This window comes from Sphingobacterium spiritivorum, from assembly GCF_016725325.1.
Lineage (GTDB): Bacteria > Bacteroidota > Bacteroidia > Sphingobacteriales > Sphingobacteriaceae > Sphingobacterium.
Genome location: NZ_CP068083.1, coordinates 3132237 through 3150143 on the forward strand (window position 1 = coordinate 3132237; position 17907 = coordinate 3150143).

The window sequence follows — 17907 nt, forward strand, 5'->3', positions numbered from 1 at the left end:
AGATAAATATGAAAATCACGATAAAAAATATCTCTTCAACAGCAGTGCTGCTGATGGTGATCGTTTTCCTGTTACCGGGATGTAGTAAATTTCTGGATAAGGACCCTACTTTCATCGTTAAAGAAAACTATTATAAAACAGAAGCCGATGTACAGGCCGGACTGACAGGAGTATACGATATCCTGGGTAAGGAAGAAGTGTACGGAAGCAACCTGTCTGTTTACCTTCCTATTTCCGATGAAGGTGTATATTACCGGAGTGCCTATGTGGCAGGATTATCGGTCTACAATTTTGATGCTTCCGAAAGTAATGTGCGTGCATTGTGGCGCTATCTGTACGAAGGTATTGAAAGAGCAAATACACTGTTATACCGGATCAATGAAGTGCAAATGGATGAAACGGTAAAAAGAGTGACGATAGGAGAGGCTAAGTTTTTGAGAGCCTATTATTATTTCCTGCTGGTAAGCCACTGGGGCAATGTTCCCTTGAAAACATTGCCGACAGCATCTGTTACAGATGTCAATATAGAAGGAACTGCAGCAAAAGACATCTATACGTTTGTAGTCTCTGAAATGGAGGCTGCGGAAGCAATGGTTAAAAACATCAATGAATATGGTTATTCAGGTCGGGTTACTAGGACAGCTATACAAGGTATACTGGCTCGTGTTTACCTTAAAATGGCAGGATTTCCGCTTAACGATGTTTCCAAATATGAGAAAGCATTAGAGTGGTCAGGAAAAGTAGTGCATTCTTCTGGCTATCAGCATGCGTTGATTGGTGACTATGCAAAACTGTTTAAAGATATGGCATCAGACAAATACAATATTCAGGAATCTATATGGGAAGTTGAGTTTGCAGGTAATCGTTCGGCAGATTTTGAAGCCGGTCGTCTGGGAAATGCCATCGGAATTCAATGTAATGATGAGGCATATGGTTATTCCTACGGGTTTATTGCAACCACTAAGCGACTGTATCAGGCATATGAAAATACCGACCTGCGCAGAGACTGGAATATCGCTACCTACAAATATTCCTATGTAAATAACAAAGTTACCGATTCAGTATATTATGCAGCTACAGATATTGAAAACCGGCATGCTGCCAAATACCGGAGACCATATGAAAGGGTTTTGCCCCGCAATAAAAACTACACGCCTATTAATTTTCCATTACTGCGTTACTCGGATGTATTGTTAATGTATGCGGAAGCTGAAAATGAAGTCAATGGAGCTACTGCAGAAGCCAAAGCTGCGGTTAAGCAGGTGCGTGACCGGGCCAAAGCATCCGATAAGAGTACAGCCATAGGTACTAAAGATGATATGAGACAACTCATTCGTGATGAGCGTTTCCGCGAATTAGCATTTGAAGGAATCCGTAAATATGATCTCATCCGCTGGGGACTCTTTCAGTCTAATATGAAGTCACTTGCAACTGAGATCGAAGCATCTGCACCGGCAGCAGTTAAATACATGTCTTTGGCTGGGAAAAATGTTGCCGATCGGGATCTCCTGCTTCCTATTCCAATTGCGGAGATCTCATTGAATAATGCTATTAAACAAAATCCGGGGTGGTAATAATCAGTTGATACTTATATGAAAAAGATAGTATATATATTATCATTATGCTACTTGCTGGTAGCATGTGAAAAAAGAGAAAATTTACCGGTATCCTTATCGGTCAGTACAGAAAAAGCCAATTATAAGGTTGGAGATACTGTTCGTTTTGTGTTAAGTGGTAATCCGGATCAACTGGTATTCTGGTCTGGTGAAGAAAGTCACCGTTACATATACCGGGATCGTACACGTGCAGAGAGCGAGGTAATCCAGCTTTCTTTTGCGTCAAACAGAAGATACGGTGCTGATACCCAGCAGCCGAATTCTTTGCGCTTACTTGCTACGCAAAATTTTAATGCCGTATATGACGCTGCAAACATTATTCCATCAGATTGGATCGATATTACAAGTGCCTTTACGCTATCACCCATCCAGTCAAACGATGCCACTTATGCACCTTCCGGCACCGTCAATTTACTGGCATTACAACAGACAGGTCTGACTGTAGATGTTCAGAAGCCAATCTATTTTGCTTTTAAATATACGGGTGTGACGGGATCTACACAACCACGCTGGTGGATCAATGCATTTAATATCAATACCATCACAAGCGATGGACAGGTACTCACGGTATCGGGTATAAAAGAAGCAGGATGGAAATTTGTAAAAGTACTCCCATCTTCTCCGGTTACATGGATATTTGGGACCGATAATATCCTTAAGTATGCCGGTGGTGCAGCCGCTGTAGGAAGTAATCAGGTATGGGCAGTGACTTCAGGTCTGAATCTAACTACCGTAAGCCCGGATACAGGAGTTGCACTCAAAAACATGGCCACCCGAATGGATAGCCATAGTCATGTGTATACAAAGCCTGGTAAATATACAGTAACCTTTGTCGCTGCCAATGCAAATATATATGGACAGGATCAGGTTACTAAAGATGTCACAGTTAATATTACAGAATAAGAACTGAATGGATGAATCTCCAATTAAAAAATAAATTATAATTATATCGATATGACACGATTATTTAAAGCCACTGCGCTCTCTATGTTAGCCCTTACAATGGCATGTTCTTCCAGCTCAGAAAATTTTGTTGCTAAAGATTTCAAAAGAGCAGAAGAGCAGTACACCGTATTACTCAACAATTCCAAAGATATTACCGTTTTTCCGCGTACTCTGGATTCTGCCGGCAATGTGAAAGGTACGGATGTATGGGACTGGACTGGAGGATTTTTTGCGGGCAGCCTTTGGAATATATACGAATATAACAAAGATCCAAAGTGGGAAGCAGCAGCTATAAAATGGACAGAAGCACTGGAAGAGGGGAAATTTCTGACCCAGCACCATGACATTGGTTTTGTAATGTATTGTTCCTATGGTAATGCAATAAAAAACCTGAAAGACAGCACAAAAATAAATGCCTATAATAAGATTCTTATTCAGTCTGCAGAGTCCGCACTGACACGATATAATCCAAAGGTTGGATTGATCAAATCGTGGAATTCAAAAATGTCATGGGACAAGAAAACACTTTGGAATTATCCGGTCATAATCGATAATATGATGAACCTTGAAATGTTGTTTTACGTGAGTAAACTGACCGGGGATGATAAATATAAAAAAGTTGCTATCAGCCATGCAGATCAGACTATGAAATACCATTTCCGTCCGGATTACAGCACCTATCATGTAGTAGACTATGATACGATTTCTGGTAAAGTATTACATCAGCAGACTAATCAGGGTTTTGCAGACAATTCTACCTGGTCCAGAGGGCAGGCCTGGGCTGTATACGGGTATACAGTGATGTACCGGGAAACAAAAGATCCGAAGTATCTGGCAACCGCACAACATGCAGCAGATTTTTTTCTTAATCATGCTAATTTACCTGAAGATAAAGTTCCGTACTGGGATTTTAATGTAAATCAGGAAGGCTATAAACCTGATTGGGCGTATGATGCCAAGCGCTATGATGTAATACACCGCGATGCTTCAGCAGCAGCCATTGTTGCTTCTGCACTTCTTGAATTAAGCGGTTATGCACAGGAAAAAGGCAAAACCTATCTGGAAGCATCTGAGCATATTCTTAAATCACTTTCTTCAGATGAATATCTGGCAAAGGCAGGCACCAATGGTGGTTTTCTGTTGTTACATTCTGTGGGCAGTATGCCACATTCCAGTGAGATTGATGTGCCGTTGACTTATGCAGATTACTATTTTCTGGAAGCCCTTAACCGCTATCGTGAACTGAAAAAATAGAGGCAGATCAAACTGTTTCAACGGTAACAGCTGACCGATAAAACAAACTTCAGCAGTAACAAATAGCCCCTGAACACTATACCTTTCGGTAGTCAAGTGTTCAGGGGCTTGTTTTTACCTGATATATGTATTGAAATTTTAATAATTGAGAGACAGACCGGCACCGAATCCCATATCACTGTCGTAATGTGTACGTATACTCATATTCTTCGTCAGGATATAATTAAGTCCCAGCATATACTCCTGATCTGTATTGTACATAAAATCTCCACGTAATCTTTTAGAAAGTGGAATATCTTCACGCATCACCGCCAGACGAACAATTCCATCATGATAGACCTCTGCCTGAAAGTTGACCAGCATCGGCAGTGTATACATAAAACCTAAACTGACTGCACCTCTTTTATCTTTCTTATTCGTCTGACCGAACATATTTTTTTCATGTTCATCTTTTCCCATCTTACGGTAACGCCAGTCAAAACCTACAAAAGGCATCAGCCATTGCATCTTCCCGATATATCTGCCGACATGCGTCTCTACTTCATAGCCATGCATATCATTATACCCCAGTCTCCATTCCGTTCCGACACTCCATCTGGCATTCTGTAACATAGCCTGACCATCATTCCCGTTGGTAGCAAAATCATTCTGCGCCATAAAGTGCCACATATTGCTTTCCTTCTGCAGCATTTTATAAGCTCCGGCTTTATCCGGTAAAATGGGATTTTTATAATCACCAACTTCAAATACCCTGTTCATTCCGGACATCATATGGTAGAGGATATGACAGTGGAAAAACCAATCTCCTTCCTCATTAGCCAGAAACTCAATCGTATCCGTTTCCATAGGCATAATGTCCAGAACATTTTTCAAGGGAGACTTTTCACCTTTACCGTTGATTACCCTAAAATCAAATCCATGTAAGTGCATAGGATGCCGCATCATTGAATTGTTATAAATCGTGATACGTAATACTTCTCCTTTTTTGACAGGTATTTTATCTGTTTCCGAAAGTACTTTATTATCCATACTCCATACATAGCGGTTCATGTTTCCGGTCAGTACAAATTTTAATTCCCTTACGGGAGCATCCTCCGGAAGTTTGGTGTTGTAAGGAGAGGACAACATAGTATAATTTAGGGTCACGATATCACCTAACGCATTTGCATTATAACGGTCAGGATCAGCATCCATATTGTGCTGGCTATGATCTTGTTTTTTTGAATTGCTTCCGGTGATTTCAGGATACATGACCACATTCATGTCCATTTTATTAAGGCTCATCTGCATACCCATATCATCCAGATCTCCATTCATCTTCATCATATCATTCATCATCTTCATTCCTTCAAAATATTTGAGGCGCGGAAGAGGAGAGAGTAACTGCTTTACACCATTTCCGATAAAGTAACTGGACGAGTTGGTACGGTCTTCTGTTGTCGCCATAAATTCATATGCTATACCATCTTCCGGGATAGTCAGGACTACATCGTATGTCTCGGATACGGCTATAATTAAACGATCTACTTCTACAGGCTCTACATCATTACCGTCATTGGCTACTACGGTTATTTTTCCCCCTGCATAACGTAGCCAGAAGTAAGAAGATGCACCTCCGTTAGAAATACGAAGCCTTACTTTATCGCCGGCTTTGAGAGGTTTACCGTCTACGCTTTTGAGATCTGTAAGGGGATTACCGTTCATTAATATCTTATCATAATATACATCACTGACATCCATAGCCAGCATCCGCTTCCATTCATTCTTAAGCTTTACTTTGAGCTTTCCCTCTTTGATCGCTTCAGTATAGGATTGTGTAGCACCTTTTTTTATGGCAGCCCAGTCGTTAGCATTGTGCAGCATTCGGTGTACATTATCCGGATTTAGATTTGTCCACTCGCTTAGTATAAGCGGTACAGCCGGCAGATCATCAATACCTTTTCGGAAAGTCTTGTCATCTGCCCGTTTCTTCATGATGAAACTTCCATACATACCAATCTGCTCCTGCAATCCCGTATGAGAATGATACCAGTGTGTTCCGGTTTGGATAATGGGAAACCGGTACGTAAATGTGGTTCCGGGTGCGATCTGTGGTTGAGTCAGATAGGGGACACCATCTTCCTTATTCGGAAGAAACAAACCGTGCCAGTGTAAGGATGTATTTTCTTTCAGTTCGTTGTGAACGATAATCTCTGCCGTATCGCCTTCTGTAAATTCAAGCGTCGGCATAGGTATCTGTCCGTTTACAGCAATCGCTCTTTTAGATTTGCCTGCATAGTTTACGATAGTATCTCTTACATACAAATCGTAACGCCTGACTTGCTGAGCTTCTGATTCCTGCAGAAGTAACAAAGCGAAGAGAGATATAAATATTAATCTTAGTTGATTTTTCATTTAAATTTTAAATTATGAGCCATTCGCTGAACAGCTCAAAATGAGATTTTTATTTGTTGTTTCCTTTTGAGACTTATAGTTTTTATTCTTTTAATATTAACCCGTCAAAATATGCAATTAAAGAGTCCCGTTCGTATTTCGATAGGGATCCATGCATTATTTTATATGAAGTCAACGGCATACTATTTTCTTGAAGTACCTGAATTATGCTTTTGAATTTTGTTAGTTTCTTACGCTTTCTATAGGTTGCTAATTCATCAAAGTTTAATCTTTCTTTTCCTTCTTTTACATGCACAGACATAAAGCTCTCTACCGGCTGGAGGTTTGTGTACCAGGGATATTCGGTATGATTACTATGGCAGTCAAAACAGAAGGTCTTTAATAAACCAGTAACATGTTCAGTTGGCAAAAACTGCATGGTAAAGCTAAAGTTATTATCTTTTTGAATATTTCTGGGACTTGCAGGAATGAACTGGAGAACAACAAATACTCCGGTTATAATGACTGCAATTATTCCTGTCGTTTTCATTCATTTAAAGTTTCTGTCAGCGTACCGCATGCTTGTTTCTCTCTTCCCAGATAGGGATTATGTACTTCCTTCGTGTCTGAAAGCCAAATCTGTGGCTTTTCTCCCTGTTTACAGTCAAATTTGTAAAGAGTATGTTTTGTATCTTGTAATTTAATATAGTCATACATATCCTCACTGATAATTTCATAATGTTCTCTTTGATGGATAAGATTGTTTTTACTATCGATAATGTGTTGGATATTCTCCTTCGTATTATCCACTATATCTTTGATATCTTCCTTTGAGTCTGCAGGCAGCTTGTCAGGTTGCTGGGAGCTGAGTATCTGAGCAAATGTATTTGCGGTCTCCATTATTTTGTCCTGATCTTGTTCATAGAGGGATTTTCCCAAGTTTAAATAGGCCTTGACCATTGGTAAGTTCGGATCAGAATCCGAACTTACCGGTAAATTTTGTACTGTTGAATCTGCTGAATTGTTATCTTTTTGTTTCGTATTAGATTGACAAGCCATCAACAGTATTGGAGCCAGTAATAACATGAGTATTCTTTTCATAATGTGAATTGCTATATGCATTAATTCTTCTGACTATTTAATGATCTCCTTTGTTGATCCGCACGTTAGCATTTGCGATCCGTAGTACGGATTTTGGATAGCTTTTTCCTTGCTTAACCAATTCGCTCCTTTACCGTCATTGTACATCGGACAGTGGTTATAGTAAACCATATAATCAGGGTCAGAAGCTTTGATCAATTTATAAACAGTTTCGGATAATGCAGTGAAAGCTACTCTTTGTTTATCCAAACCCTTTGAAGACTGAAGAGCTGCGGCCTGTTTTTCAAGATCTTTCATGACCATCATCCATATATCATGCTCTTTTGGTTGCAGCTCGCCCATTTTAATGGCTGCAATTGCTGATTTTAAGTTTGCAGCAGCTGTTGTTACAGTTTTGCTGTCACCTTTTATCAACGCATCTTTTATTGTAAAGTAATTCTTGTATAAAGATTCAAGTTTAGACTCCTTAGCAGTACGTTCGTTAGTACTCTCTGTTGTTGAATGATCCATTTTCGAATGATCCATATCCTTTGATCCGGATTCTGCCATACTCGTTTTTATTGCACCTTTATATTGACATTCGGGGCTAAGTGCCTGATATACATCTGTTGGTGCGAGATACATTTCGTTGTCAAATCCAGCCAAAGCAACACGTTTCAGCACTTCGTCTTTTGATGTTTTCTGACTATTGTAGGTGAGTGAAGCCTCCTTGGTATTTGTATTCCAGTCGAGTGCAGATTCACCCTTTTTGCTTCCTGCCTTTTCAATCAGGTTTTTACAGGCTTGTGAACTTCCTTCAATGCGGATAGTTTCGGTTTTTGCATTTTTGATTTGTGCAGCAGCCAGCACAGGTGAAGCTGCTATTCCTAATAATAAGATCAGTGAAAATATATTTTTGAGTGATTTCATGTCAGTATTGTCTTTTGATACCGGGATCTTCTATGAGATTCAGGGTATGTTGTCCATATAGATTAATTAATATTATAATGTCACAAGTGGATATAATGTTTTACATCTACGAGTAAACGGAGAAGGGACCATCTCTTAAGATAGGGCACACTTCTGGCTATACATTACAGATTAAACTAATCGGGGAGGCTGCCAGATGGATAGGGAAACGGACAGGATCGACATGTCATTTTTCCAGAATACGGATTTACTGATGTCGAAAAGTTGTGGATTGAATGTTAAAAGAGATGATGCAGAAAGGTTTAATTTTGCCGGGATATGGCAGATCTGGTCACTACATTTCTGATCACAATCTTTTGTTTCGTGATGTTTTTGCTGATCATTACAACAAGACTTTTTGGATCTGATATTACGATCGGAGTTGCAATGTGATGAGGATGCAGGACTATGTTTTTCCATGGGTTCACAGGAGAAAGCCTGCTGCGGTGATAATATCAGGCCGAGCCACAGGACAGAAAATATGATATACCATGTTTTATACATCAAATACAAAATTAGGGTATGAAGACCTAAGAATAAAATCAATCTGTTATATTATTATGGAAAAGATGTGTAGAATTATGGCGAAAGCTGATGTGAAAAGTAAGTGCTTTTAAGGCTTTATAAGCCGGTTTTTTATATGTTTTAATCTTCCTGACTCTAAAATCTATATAGGAAACTTCGCCGGAATCTTAGAAATTCTATAATCATTACCGGAAATAATATAACTTCCATACGTCCATAATTGAGCATTTTTGTGCCGTATATGAAAAAAATATTTCTGCTTTTTCTTTCTTATCTGTATCTGATGTCTGCCTTTGGTGTAGCCATTCAGACACATTTCTGTAAAAAAGAAACTGTTCAGGAAACCAACTTTTTCACTAAACCTATTCCCCCTGAGGAGCCTTGTGCGATCTGTGTAAGTAAAAATAAGGGACAGACAAAGAAAAAAGATGGCTGTTGCCAGCACGAGACAAAAGTACTTAAGTTAACAGAGGAGCAGCAGAAGGTTGTCAAAACGGAGCTGTCTTTTAAATTCTGGAACGAAGCTATTCTGCATCGTTTCTTTGGAGCTGTATTCGAATCGCCTTCCGTTTATCTGACTTTTGCTTTTGAGCATTATCCTCAACCTCTCCTCTATGTACAGGCAACTCCGCTGTATATTTATCATTGCGTATATCGTATTTAGACAATAACCCATTCACTTTAGTAGTCTCAGCCTGTCAACATATACTGTTGGAGGCAGAAGACATGCATAAAATTTATTTATTGTCTCATTTTACTATATAGGATATGTATCCAAAAATTATAGTATCAGGGATACTGTGTCTTGTATCTTCCCTTGTACAAGGGCAGATGCTGACACTCCCTGATGCAGCAGAACGATCCGTTCAAAATTATCAAAAAATCAAGGCTAAGAAGTCTTTAATAGATGCATCTTCGGAAAATGTATCTTACCGTAAAAGCATGTACCTGCCGGATGTAACGGCTATGGTGCAGCAGTCATTCGGCTCTGTAAATGCACAGAATGGTCCTATGTACGCCTATGGCGGACTGGGTGTAACATCCACATCTATGCCTTTGGCCGAACAGAATTGGAATTCAGCATTCGGATCATTGTATCTGGCCAATATCAATTGGAATATCTTTACTTTCGGCAGACTCAAAAGCGAGTTGTCTGCGGCACGTGCCGGTTATCAGGTGCAGGTATCCGGTTTGGACCAGGAAATTTTTCAGCATCAGATTAAAGTGGGGGCCGCTTACCTCAATCTCGTCGCCAGTCAACGTCTCCGATATGTGCAGGAACGAAATCTGTATCGGGCGACGGTATTTTATGAAATGACACAAAGCCGGGCAAACAGTGGTCTGCTACCAGAAGTTGATGCTTCCTTAGCCAAAGCGGAAGTATCCAATGCTCAGTCTGCCCAGATTAAAGCATATGATAAGGTACTGGCATATTCCACAGACCTGTCTGTTTTAATGGGTGAACCTTTTCAGCACTATACGACAGACAGTCTTTATTATACTTCGGAACCTCCGGCAGCAAGGACACCCGCTCTTCCGGCCGGACAGCATCCGGTTCTTTTGTTCCGGCAACATAAAATCGATGAAAGTGTCGAGCAGGAAAAAGTCGCCCTTGCTACAAAAAAGCCTTCACTGTCTGCATTTGGTGTGATTCAGGGAAGAGGTACAGGCTTTGACTGGAATTATGTTCAGGATAATACAGCTTATTCTTCTTCTTACTGGAAAGGAGCAGGTATTGACAGAGCCAATTATATAGTAGGGTTTAATCTGAACTGGAACATCAGTAATATTTTCCGTAATAATCATAAGCAGAAGCAACAACAATACCTTACACAAGCTTTCAGACATGATTATGAACGTGTACATGAAGAGCTGAAGGCACAGGAAGCACTGGCAAATGCACAATATGAAAATGCCAGAGACAACCTCAAAGAGACGAAGATTCAGTTAGAGTCTGCCACATTAGCCTATCGGCAGCACAGCGCACTTTACGAAAATGGATTAACGACACTGATTGACTTTACACAGGCACTCTATGCACTCAATCGGGCAGAGATAGAGCATGAGATTGCTAAGAATAATATCTGGCAGGCTCTGCTGCTGCAGTCTGCAGCAAACGGAGATCTCCATCTGTTACTTTATTCACGTTCAAAATAATTCCGGAAAAATGAATCTAATACGTTTCGCATTGCGAAAACCCGTTTCCATTATTGTAATGGTAGTGGGACTTTTATTCTTTGGAATCAAGGCCACCAAAGATGTTCAGGTCGATATACTTCCTGAAATGAACTTGCCTGTAGTCTATATTGCACATTCCTTTCACGGGTATACGCCACAACAGATGGAAGGATATTTCACTAAAATGTACGTGAATATGATGCTCTTTGCGAATGGGGTCAAGAGTATTGAAACCAAAAATACCCAGGGATTAACCCTGATGAAAATAAACTTTTATGAAGGGACTAACATGGGAGAAGCTATTGCGTCCATCAATGCGTTATCCAGCCGTTCGCAGGTATTCCTGCCTCCCGGTGCACCTCCTCCGTTTATCATTCGTTTTGATGCTTCTTCACAACCTGTAGGGCAGCTCGTATTCAGAAGTGATACGAAAACCAATAATGAGCTTCAGGATATAGCCAATTTCAATGCCCGGCCATTCCTGATTGCTATTCCGGGATTGACAACAGCACCGCCTTTTGGCGGTAGTCCCCGAACGATTGAAATTAATATTGATCCGGGTAAGCTTAGGACACATTCGCTATCTCCCGAACAGGTAGTGGAAGCTATCAGCAGGCAGAATATTACCTCTCCTTCAGGAAATGTATATATCAATGATATCAACTACCTGACCCCGACCAACAATACCCTGAAGACGGTAGAAGAATTTGGTGATATCCCGATTTTTAAAGGACAGGTTGATAATGTCTATATCCGGGATGTCGCGACTGTAAAAGACGGAGCAGATATTACGACAGGTTATGCGCTGATAGATGGCAAGCGCTCTGTTTACATTAATATCGCCAAGTCTGGGAATGCTTCTACATATGATGTGGTTAGCAGTCTCAAGAAAGCGATTCCGGATATCCAGCGCAATCTGCCGGAAGGAGTGTCGATCTCCTATGAATTTGATCAGTCTGTATATGTTATTAATGCTGTGAAAAGTCTGGTGGTAGAGGGAGTATTGGGCGCACTTCTGACCGGATTAATGGTCTTGCTTTTCCTGAGAGACAGACGAGCGGCTTTGATTGTAATCCTGACCATTCCTATTTCCATTATAGCAGGTGTACTGTTTCTAAAGCTGTTCGGACAAACTATTAATATCATGTCATTGTCCGGACTGGCACTGGCTATCGGGATATTGGTAGATGAAAGTACCGTTACTGTTGAGAATATTCATCAACATTTTGCTATGGGAAAAACAAAGGCTCAGGCGATTTGGGATGCGTGTAAAGAAATAGCATTTCCAAAACTGCTGATTCTCTTATGTATTCTTGCTGTGTTTGCTCCGGCTGTCGTGATGACTGGAATACCGGGCGCATTATTTATGCCGCTTGCATTAGCTATAGGATTCTCCATGATCATATCTTTTCTGATGTCTCAGACTTTTGTGCCTGTAATGGCCAACTGGCTGATGAAGAATAAAGAGAAACATGAGGAGAAAGAAAGTGGATTTGACCGGTTTAAAGTGCGGTTTTTATACTTTTTAACCAAGCTGATGCAGCGTAAGAAAATTATCTTTTCGCTCAGTATGATTGCTGCGATTATAGCTGTTTCCTTTATGTATATGCATATCGGAAAAGATGTGTTGCCATCTGTAAATTCCCGTCAGTTTCAGCTAAGGATCACAGCACCCGAAGGTACACGGATAGAAAAAACCGAACAAAAAATCAAAGCCGTGCTGGGCGAACTGGATACCTTATTAGGAAAAGATAATGTCAGTATCTCATCCACTTTTGTCGGACAACATCCTTCGACATTTGCCGTGAGTCCTATCTATCTCTATAATGCCGGGCCACATGAAGCCCTGATGCAGGTTGCCCTTCGGTCTGTAGACGGAAATACAGATGCGTTGAAAGATAAGATCCGAAAACATTTGCGTGAGCGAATGCCCGAATTGAAATTGTCTTTTGAGCCTATAGAACTGACGGAAAAAATACTGAGTCAGGGGGCAAATACTCCAGTTGAAATCCGTGTTGCGGGAATGATGAAAAAGATGAATATGATGTACGCCAATAAGCTTCTGACTAAGCTTAAAGAACTGGATTACATGCGTGATCAGCAAATTCCTCAGTCTATGAACTATCCGGCATTGGAAATCCAGATTGACCGTACCCGCGCCGCTCAACTGGGGTTAGATGCTCAGGATATTGCCAGATCACTGGTTGCGACGACTGCTTCTTCCCGTTATACAAGTAAGAATATGTGGGTAGGAGGGATGATGTATATTGCATATGATGTACAGGTACAGATGCCTCAGCATATGCTGACTTCCCGTGACGAGCTGGCGAATATTCCATTATCCAGAAATTCGGACAGACCGGTCCTTGGGGATGTTGCCACTATCACGCCTGTCAAAACAATGGGCGAAAGCTACAATGACGGCACCATGGGGTATACAACAGTCACCGCTAATTTACATCAGGCAGATCTGGAAAGAGCGAAAAAGGATGTGGAACTCGCTATTGCGTCTCTGGGTGAACTGCCCAAAGGAGTCAATATCAAACTGGCCGGAATGGCTCCTGTACTTGATGATACTTTCAACAGTTTGTTAAGCGGATTATTAATAGCAGTTCTTGTGATATTTTTGATGTTGACCGCCAATTTTCAATCCTTTAAAGTTTCATTTGTGATATTGACTACTGTACCTTTTGTAGTATTAGGTTCTTTATTGCTGCTTCGTCTTACAGGCTCTACACTCAACCTGCAGTCTTTTATGGGTATTATTATGTCCGTAGGCGTGTCTATTGCCAATGCAGTCTTGCTGATTACTAATGCAGAGACCCTTCGCCTGCAGACCGGAGATGCGACCACATCAGCACTGCAGGCTGCTAATCTGCGTATGCGTCCTATTATAATGACCACACTGGCAATGGTAGCCGGGATGCTGCCCATGGCCATCGGATTCGGAGAAGGCGGAGATCAGGTGTCTCCATTGGGCAGGGCCGTAGTAGGCGGACTCTTTGCGTCTACCTTTTCCGTATTGATTCTGCTGCCACTACTGTTCAGCTGGATACAGCAAAAAAGCAGTATTACTTCCGTATCACTTGATCCTGAAGATGAATCCAGTATCCATTATTCACCCTCCAATACTAATCGTTAATCCTATGAACAATTTAATATATATGCTGGCTTCGGTAATCCTGTTTACCTCATGTTCCGGCTTTAATAAAGAAGAGAAACAAACATCAGAAAAAATGACAATGGCTATGCCGCAAAATCTGGAAACAGTCGCTGTTCAAAAAAGCAATCCACTCGTCAGACTGAAGCTGGCAGGTGAGTTGTCACCCGATCAGCAAACGGATCTTTATGCAAAAGTCAATAGTTATGTAAAGAACATTCGCGTGGATATAGGGGATCGTGTCAGCAAAGGACAGGTGCTCATAATCCTGGAAGCTCCTGAGATCCAGTCTCAGCTGGCTACTGCAAAGGAAAAGTGGAAAGGACAAGAGGCAATTTATGCAGCTACAAAAGCGAGTTACGATCGTATGCTGAAAGCAAATGAGACAAAGGGAGCAATTTCACGTGATGCACTGGACCAGATCACGGCCAGACGAATTGCTGATGAAGCACAACTCAATGCGGCCAGAGCGAGCTATCAGGAATTGAAGAATATAGAAGACTATTTGCTGATCCGTGCGCCTTTTTCGGGAGTTATCACCGATCGTAACGTCGATCTCGGGGCATATGTGAGTCCAATGGGAAAAGGAGGGGAGAAACCCCTGTTGACTGTACAGAATACGCAGAAGCTTAGACTATCCCTCTCCGTTCCGGAAGCAAATACAGGTTTCCTCCATCTGGGGGATACTATTCATTTTACCGTACGTTCTCTGCCGCAGAAAAAGTATTTCGCAAAAATATCCCGTAAATCAGGTACGCTGGATCTGAAACTTCGTGCGGAAAAGATTGAAGCGGACTTCAACAATATACAGCAGGAATTGAAGCCCTTTATGGTTGCAGAGACATTGATTCCTTTACAGCATTCTGAAGCAACTTTCTTTGTTCCGAAAACTGCTTTGGTAGAAAGTAATCTGGGGGTATACATTCTCAAAGATGAAAATGGTAAAGTAAAAAAAGTGCCTGTTTCTAAAGGCCGAAGTATGCCGGATCAGGTAGAAATATTCGGGGATCTGGAAGAAGGAAATCAAATTATACTGAAAGCTTCTGAAGAAATTCAGGAAGGCACAACAATTTCAAATATAAAAAACAAAAGATCATGAAAATTATAAAAATATTAAGTGGATCAGCTATGCTGCTGATTCTGTTAACAGGATGTCAGAACAACAATACTCCTGCGAAAGGGACAAGTGTAGAAGAAAACAGTCCGGGGGAACCCATAGCGTTGGCAGGGACTGTAAAAAAAGGAGACCATGTGCCTTCAGAATTAGTTTGTATGGTCAATGACGCCTATATGGGTAAAGAACAGATTAAGGTAGATTTTGAAGGAAAGATCTATTACGGTTGCTGTAATATGTGTAAAGAGCGTATCCCAAAAGACGCTGCTGTCCGTACAGCTATAGATCCGCAAACGATGAAAAGTGTGGATAAAGCTTCTGCTTATATTGTCATGATCGGGGAGAATGGCGAGGTCGCATATTTTGAAAGTAAACAAACATATGATCAATTTATTCTGGAAAAACAACAGCAGAACTAAAATGCGATGTATTCAGTACAACCTGTGATTATCATATGTTATCCTATCCAAAAGCCCGTGAGGGCTTTTGGCTTTTAAAGTATAAAACGTATCTTCCTACAGGTGTTTAATAGTTATTTTCTAATTTCGAAAAAAATACTATATTTGCAACATATTTTAAACGCATACCATCATGTGGATAGCAGCATTATATAGAATTTACACCTTTCGTGACAGACTTGTCGCCTAGCTGGGTATAGGATTTCTTTTTAAATTCTATCACAATGTTTCCGTTTCCGGAACATTGGAAATCATTTTTTTATTTTTATTGACCAGAGTGTGCCTTTTAAGGTATTCTCAAAATTATTTTATATGCAAAATTCCTGGAAAAAGAAATTTTCTATTATATGGGTGGGACAGTTTATCTCCCTGTTAAGCAGTACGGCAGTCAACTTTGCTGTAATTATCTGGTTGAGTCTGGAAACAGGTTCTGCTGAAGTATTGGCTTATGCAGCTATTGCAGGGCTGCTTCCGCAGGCTATTATCGGTCCGATAGCAGGTGTATATATTGATCGTTGGGACCGAAAGAAAACAATGATGTTTGCAGATGGGTTTGTGGCATTCTGTACATTGATCATGTCCGTTAGTTTTTATATGGGCAATGAAAGTCTGTTGTTAATCTATGTTATGCTGGCTCTGCGTTCAGTAGGTTCTGCATTCCATATGCCGGCTATGCAGGCCGCGATTCCTATGCTTGCACCTCCATCTGAATTGTTACGGATAGCAGGTATAAATCAGATTATACAATCTGTTTCGAGTATTGCAGGACCTGCTCTTGGAGCGCTGGCAATTGGATTTATGTCGATCGGAAATGTGTTGCTTTTGGATATTGCCGGAGCAGTCGTGGCAATTACCTCCTTACTCTTTGTGCATATTCCCAATCCGGAAATAGCAGAGAAAGCCAAAGCAAGTGTACAGCAAGTGTGGAAGGATATTAAACTCGGATGGGAAGAAATACGTAAGAACAGAGGACTTTCTTACCTGTTCCTGTATACTGTCATTGCTACTTTTTGTATTATGCCTGTCGCAGTACTTTTTCCGTTGATGACCATCAATCATTTTGGCGGAGACAAAATAGAAATGAGTATAGTTGAAATGGCCTGGGGTGTGGGTATGCTGATCGGTGGCGGATTGTTGGGTATCTGGAAGCCAAATATCCATAAAGTCATTATTATTAATACGATGCATATGCTGCTAGGTCTTAGTCTGGCGGTATCCGGCTGGCTTCCGGTTTCCGGATTTATACTGTTCGTTGTACTTACAGGAATTGGTGGATTAGCGGCTTCAGTATACAATGCCAGTTTTATGACGGTATTGCAGGAAGAGGTAAATCCGGCCATGATGGGACGTGTATTTTCGATGTTCTTTAGTATTGTAGTCATCCCTTCTGTTGTCGGATTGTTAAGTACAGGTTTTGTAGCAGATACCATAGGCGTGAATCTTACCTTCATTATCCTCGGACTGGTTGTGGTGGGAGTAGGATTACTGTCTTTCTTTACGCCTTCGCTGATGAGATTGGGTAAGGAGAAAAATATAATAACAGAGAAACAAGAAGAAAGTTCTCCGGAACAGGTATAATAGCTGCCTGTATCAACTGAGGTATACAAGAGGCTGTTTTAAAAGATTATATAAGCGAGATCTTTTTAAGACAGCCTCTTTCATTTTATTGAATCACTTCACTGATCTGTACGACCGGCATAACATTCGTATATTTAGGGAAATCGGCTGCGAAGGTCTCTCTGTTCTTTTTTAATCCTTCTTCATAAGCTGCTACATTTTCAAAGTACAGATGCCCCATGGCCATATAGGGCGCAGCTGTTTCGGGAGATCCGCCTCCTATTCCTTTATCTATCGTTAGACCTTTTAATGCATCACCATACACCCGCTGAACTAAAGGCATATGTTTGCGGATATAATAATCCATGTCAAAGGTCGTGCCTTCCCCTTTTGGATAGAATATGGTCACTTTAATCATTCCTTTCTTATGAAAGGCTAAGGAAGGTGCAGAACTTTGCTGACAGCTGATCAGGAGAGCCAATATGGCAATCAGTAATCCGATTTTTGTTTTCATAATGTTTGATATGACAAGGGTTTATAATCTTTATTGGTTAAGATTTATGAATATAAATATAGGCGATTTTTCATTTAATAAATTACATAGAATTTGAGATGAAACAATTCCCTCTCCTTTCTAAGGAGAGGGTCAGGGAGAGGTTTTAATAAAAAAATCTCCTC

General features: G+C 40.7%; 15 protein-coding genes. 9 read left to right on the forward strand and 6 right to left on the reverse strand.

Going from position 1 to position 17907, the window contains the following annotated elements; translation table 11 throughout:
* Window positions 1-8 precede the first annotated feature (8 nt).
* Genes I6J02_RS13060 through I6J02_RS13070 form a run of 3 tightly spaced genes read left to right on the forward strand, consistent with a single transcriptional unit; the run spans window position 9 to window position 3815 of the window.
* A complete protein-coding gene (locus I6J02_RS13060; protein ID WP_201678326.1) occupies window positions 9-1574 on the forward strand; it encodes a RagB/SusD family nutrient uptake outer membrane protein in 1566 nt (521 codons plus the stop codon).
* Between the two features lie 18 nt (window positions 1575-1592).
* A complete protein-coding gene (locus I6J02_RS13065; protein WP_201678327.1) occupies window positions 1593-2519 on the forward strand; it encodes a DUF5017 domain-containing protein in 927 nt (308 codons plus the stop codon).
* Window positions 2520-2570: 51 nt separating this feature from the next.
* Window positions 2571-3815: a glycoside hydrolase family 88 protein gene (locus tag I6J02_RS13070; RefSeq protein WP_201678328.1), complete on the forward strand. Its 1245-nt coding sequence runs from the start codon at window positions 2571-2573 to the stop codon at window positions 3813-3815.
* 138 nt (window positions 3816-3953) lie between these two features.
* Here I6J02_RS13070 and I6J02_RS13075 read toward each other — a convergent pair whose 3' ends face one another.
* The 5 genes from I6J02_RS13075 to I6J02_RS13095 form a co-directional block, all read right to left on the reverse strand.
* Complete coding sequence (locus tag I6J02_RS13075; protein WP_201678329.1) at window positions 3954-6209, reverse strand: multicopper oxidase family protein; 2256 nt, start codon at window positions 6207-6209, stop codon at window positions 3954-3956.
* An 82-nt stretch (window positions 6210-6291) separates the two neighbouring features.
* The gene (locus I6J02_RS13080; protein WP_201678330.1) at window positions 6292-6738 is read right to left on the reverse strand and encodes a heme-binding domain-containing protein; all 447 of its coding nucleotides are present in this window, start codon (window positions 6736-6738) and stop codon (window positions 6292-6294) included.
* Complete coding sequence (locus tag I6J02_RS13085) at window positions 6735-7289, reverse strand: DUF3347 domain-containing protein (RefSeq protein WP_201678331.1); 555 nt, start codon at window positions 7287-7289, stop codon at window positions 6735-6737. Before I6J02_RS13085 ends, I6J02_RS13080 begins: the two co-directional genes overlap by 4 nt.
* Before the next feature lie 33 nt (window positions 7290-7322).
* Entirely contained in the window at window positions 7323-8198 is an 876-nt protein-coding gene (locus I6J02_RS13090; RefSeq protein WP_201678332.1) for a DUF3347 domain-containing protein, read from the reverse strand.
* Window positions 8199-8369: 171 nt separating this feature from the next.
* Window positions 8370-8657, reverse strand: coding sequence for a hypothetical protein (locus I6J02_RS13095; protein WP_201678333.1), 288 nt, complete (start codon window positions 8655-8657; stop codon window positions 8370-8372).
* A 346-nt stretch (window positions 8658-9003) separates the two neighbouring features.
* On the opposite strand from I6J02_RS13095, the gene I6J02_RS13100 reads away from it, so the two are divergent.
* The 6 genes from I6J02_RS13100 (at window position 9004) to I6J02_RS13125 (ending at window position 17250) form a co-directional block, all read left to right on the forward strand.
* A complete protein-coding gene (locus tag I6J02_RS13100) occupies window positions 9004-9426 on the forward strand; it encodes an HYC_CC_PP family protein (RefSeq protein WP_201678334.1) in 423 nt (140 codons plus the stop codon).
* 104 nt (window positions 9427-9530) lie between these two features.
* Window positions 9531-10919: a TolC family protein gene (locus I6J02_RS13105; RefSeq protein WP_201678335.1), complete on the forward strand. Its 1389-nt coding sequence runs from the start codon at window positions 9531-9533 to the stop codon at window positions 10917-10919.
* A gap of 10 nt (window positions 10920-10929) precedes the next feature.
* On the forward strand, window positions 10930-14082 hold the full coding sequence (locus I6J02_RS13110; RefSeq protein WP_201678336.1) for an efflux RND transporter permease subunit: 3153 nt from the start codon (window positions 10930-10932) through the stop codon (window positions 14080-14082).
* 4 nt (window positions 14083-14086) lie between these two features.
* Entirely contained in the window at window positions 14087-15199 is a 1113-nt protein-coding gene (locus I6J02_RS13115) for an efflux RND transporter periplasmic adaptor subunit (protein WP_201678337.1), read from the forward strand.
* The gene (locus tag I6J02_RS13120) at window positions 15196-15633 is read left to right on the forward strand and encodes a hypothetical protein (protein ID WP_201678338.1); all 438 of its coding nucleotides are present in this window, start codon (window positions 15196-15198) and stop codon (window positions 15631-15633) included. Before I6J02_RS13115 ends, I6J02_RS13120 begins: the two co-directional genes overlap by 4 nt.
* Before the next feature lie 351 nt (window positions 15634-15984).
* Window positions 15985-17250 carry an MFS transporter gene (locus I6J02_RS13125; RefSeq protein ID WP_201678339.1) on the forward strand — a complete coding sequence of 422 codons (1266 nt, stop codon included), beginning with the start codon at window positions 15985-15987 and terminating at the stop codon, window positions 17248-17250.
* Window positions 17251-17335: 85 nt separating this feature from the next.
* Here the strand turns inward: I6J02_RS13125 and I6J02_RS13130 are convergent, their stop codons facing one another.
* On the reverse strand, window positions 17336-17743 hold the full coding sequence (locus I6J02_RS13130; protein ID WP_201678340.1) for an EthD family reductase: 408 nt from the start codon (window positions 17741-17743) through the stop codon (window positions 17336-17338).
* Window positions 17744-17907: the final 164 nt, after the last annotated feature.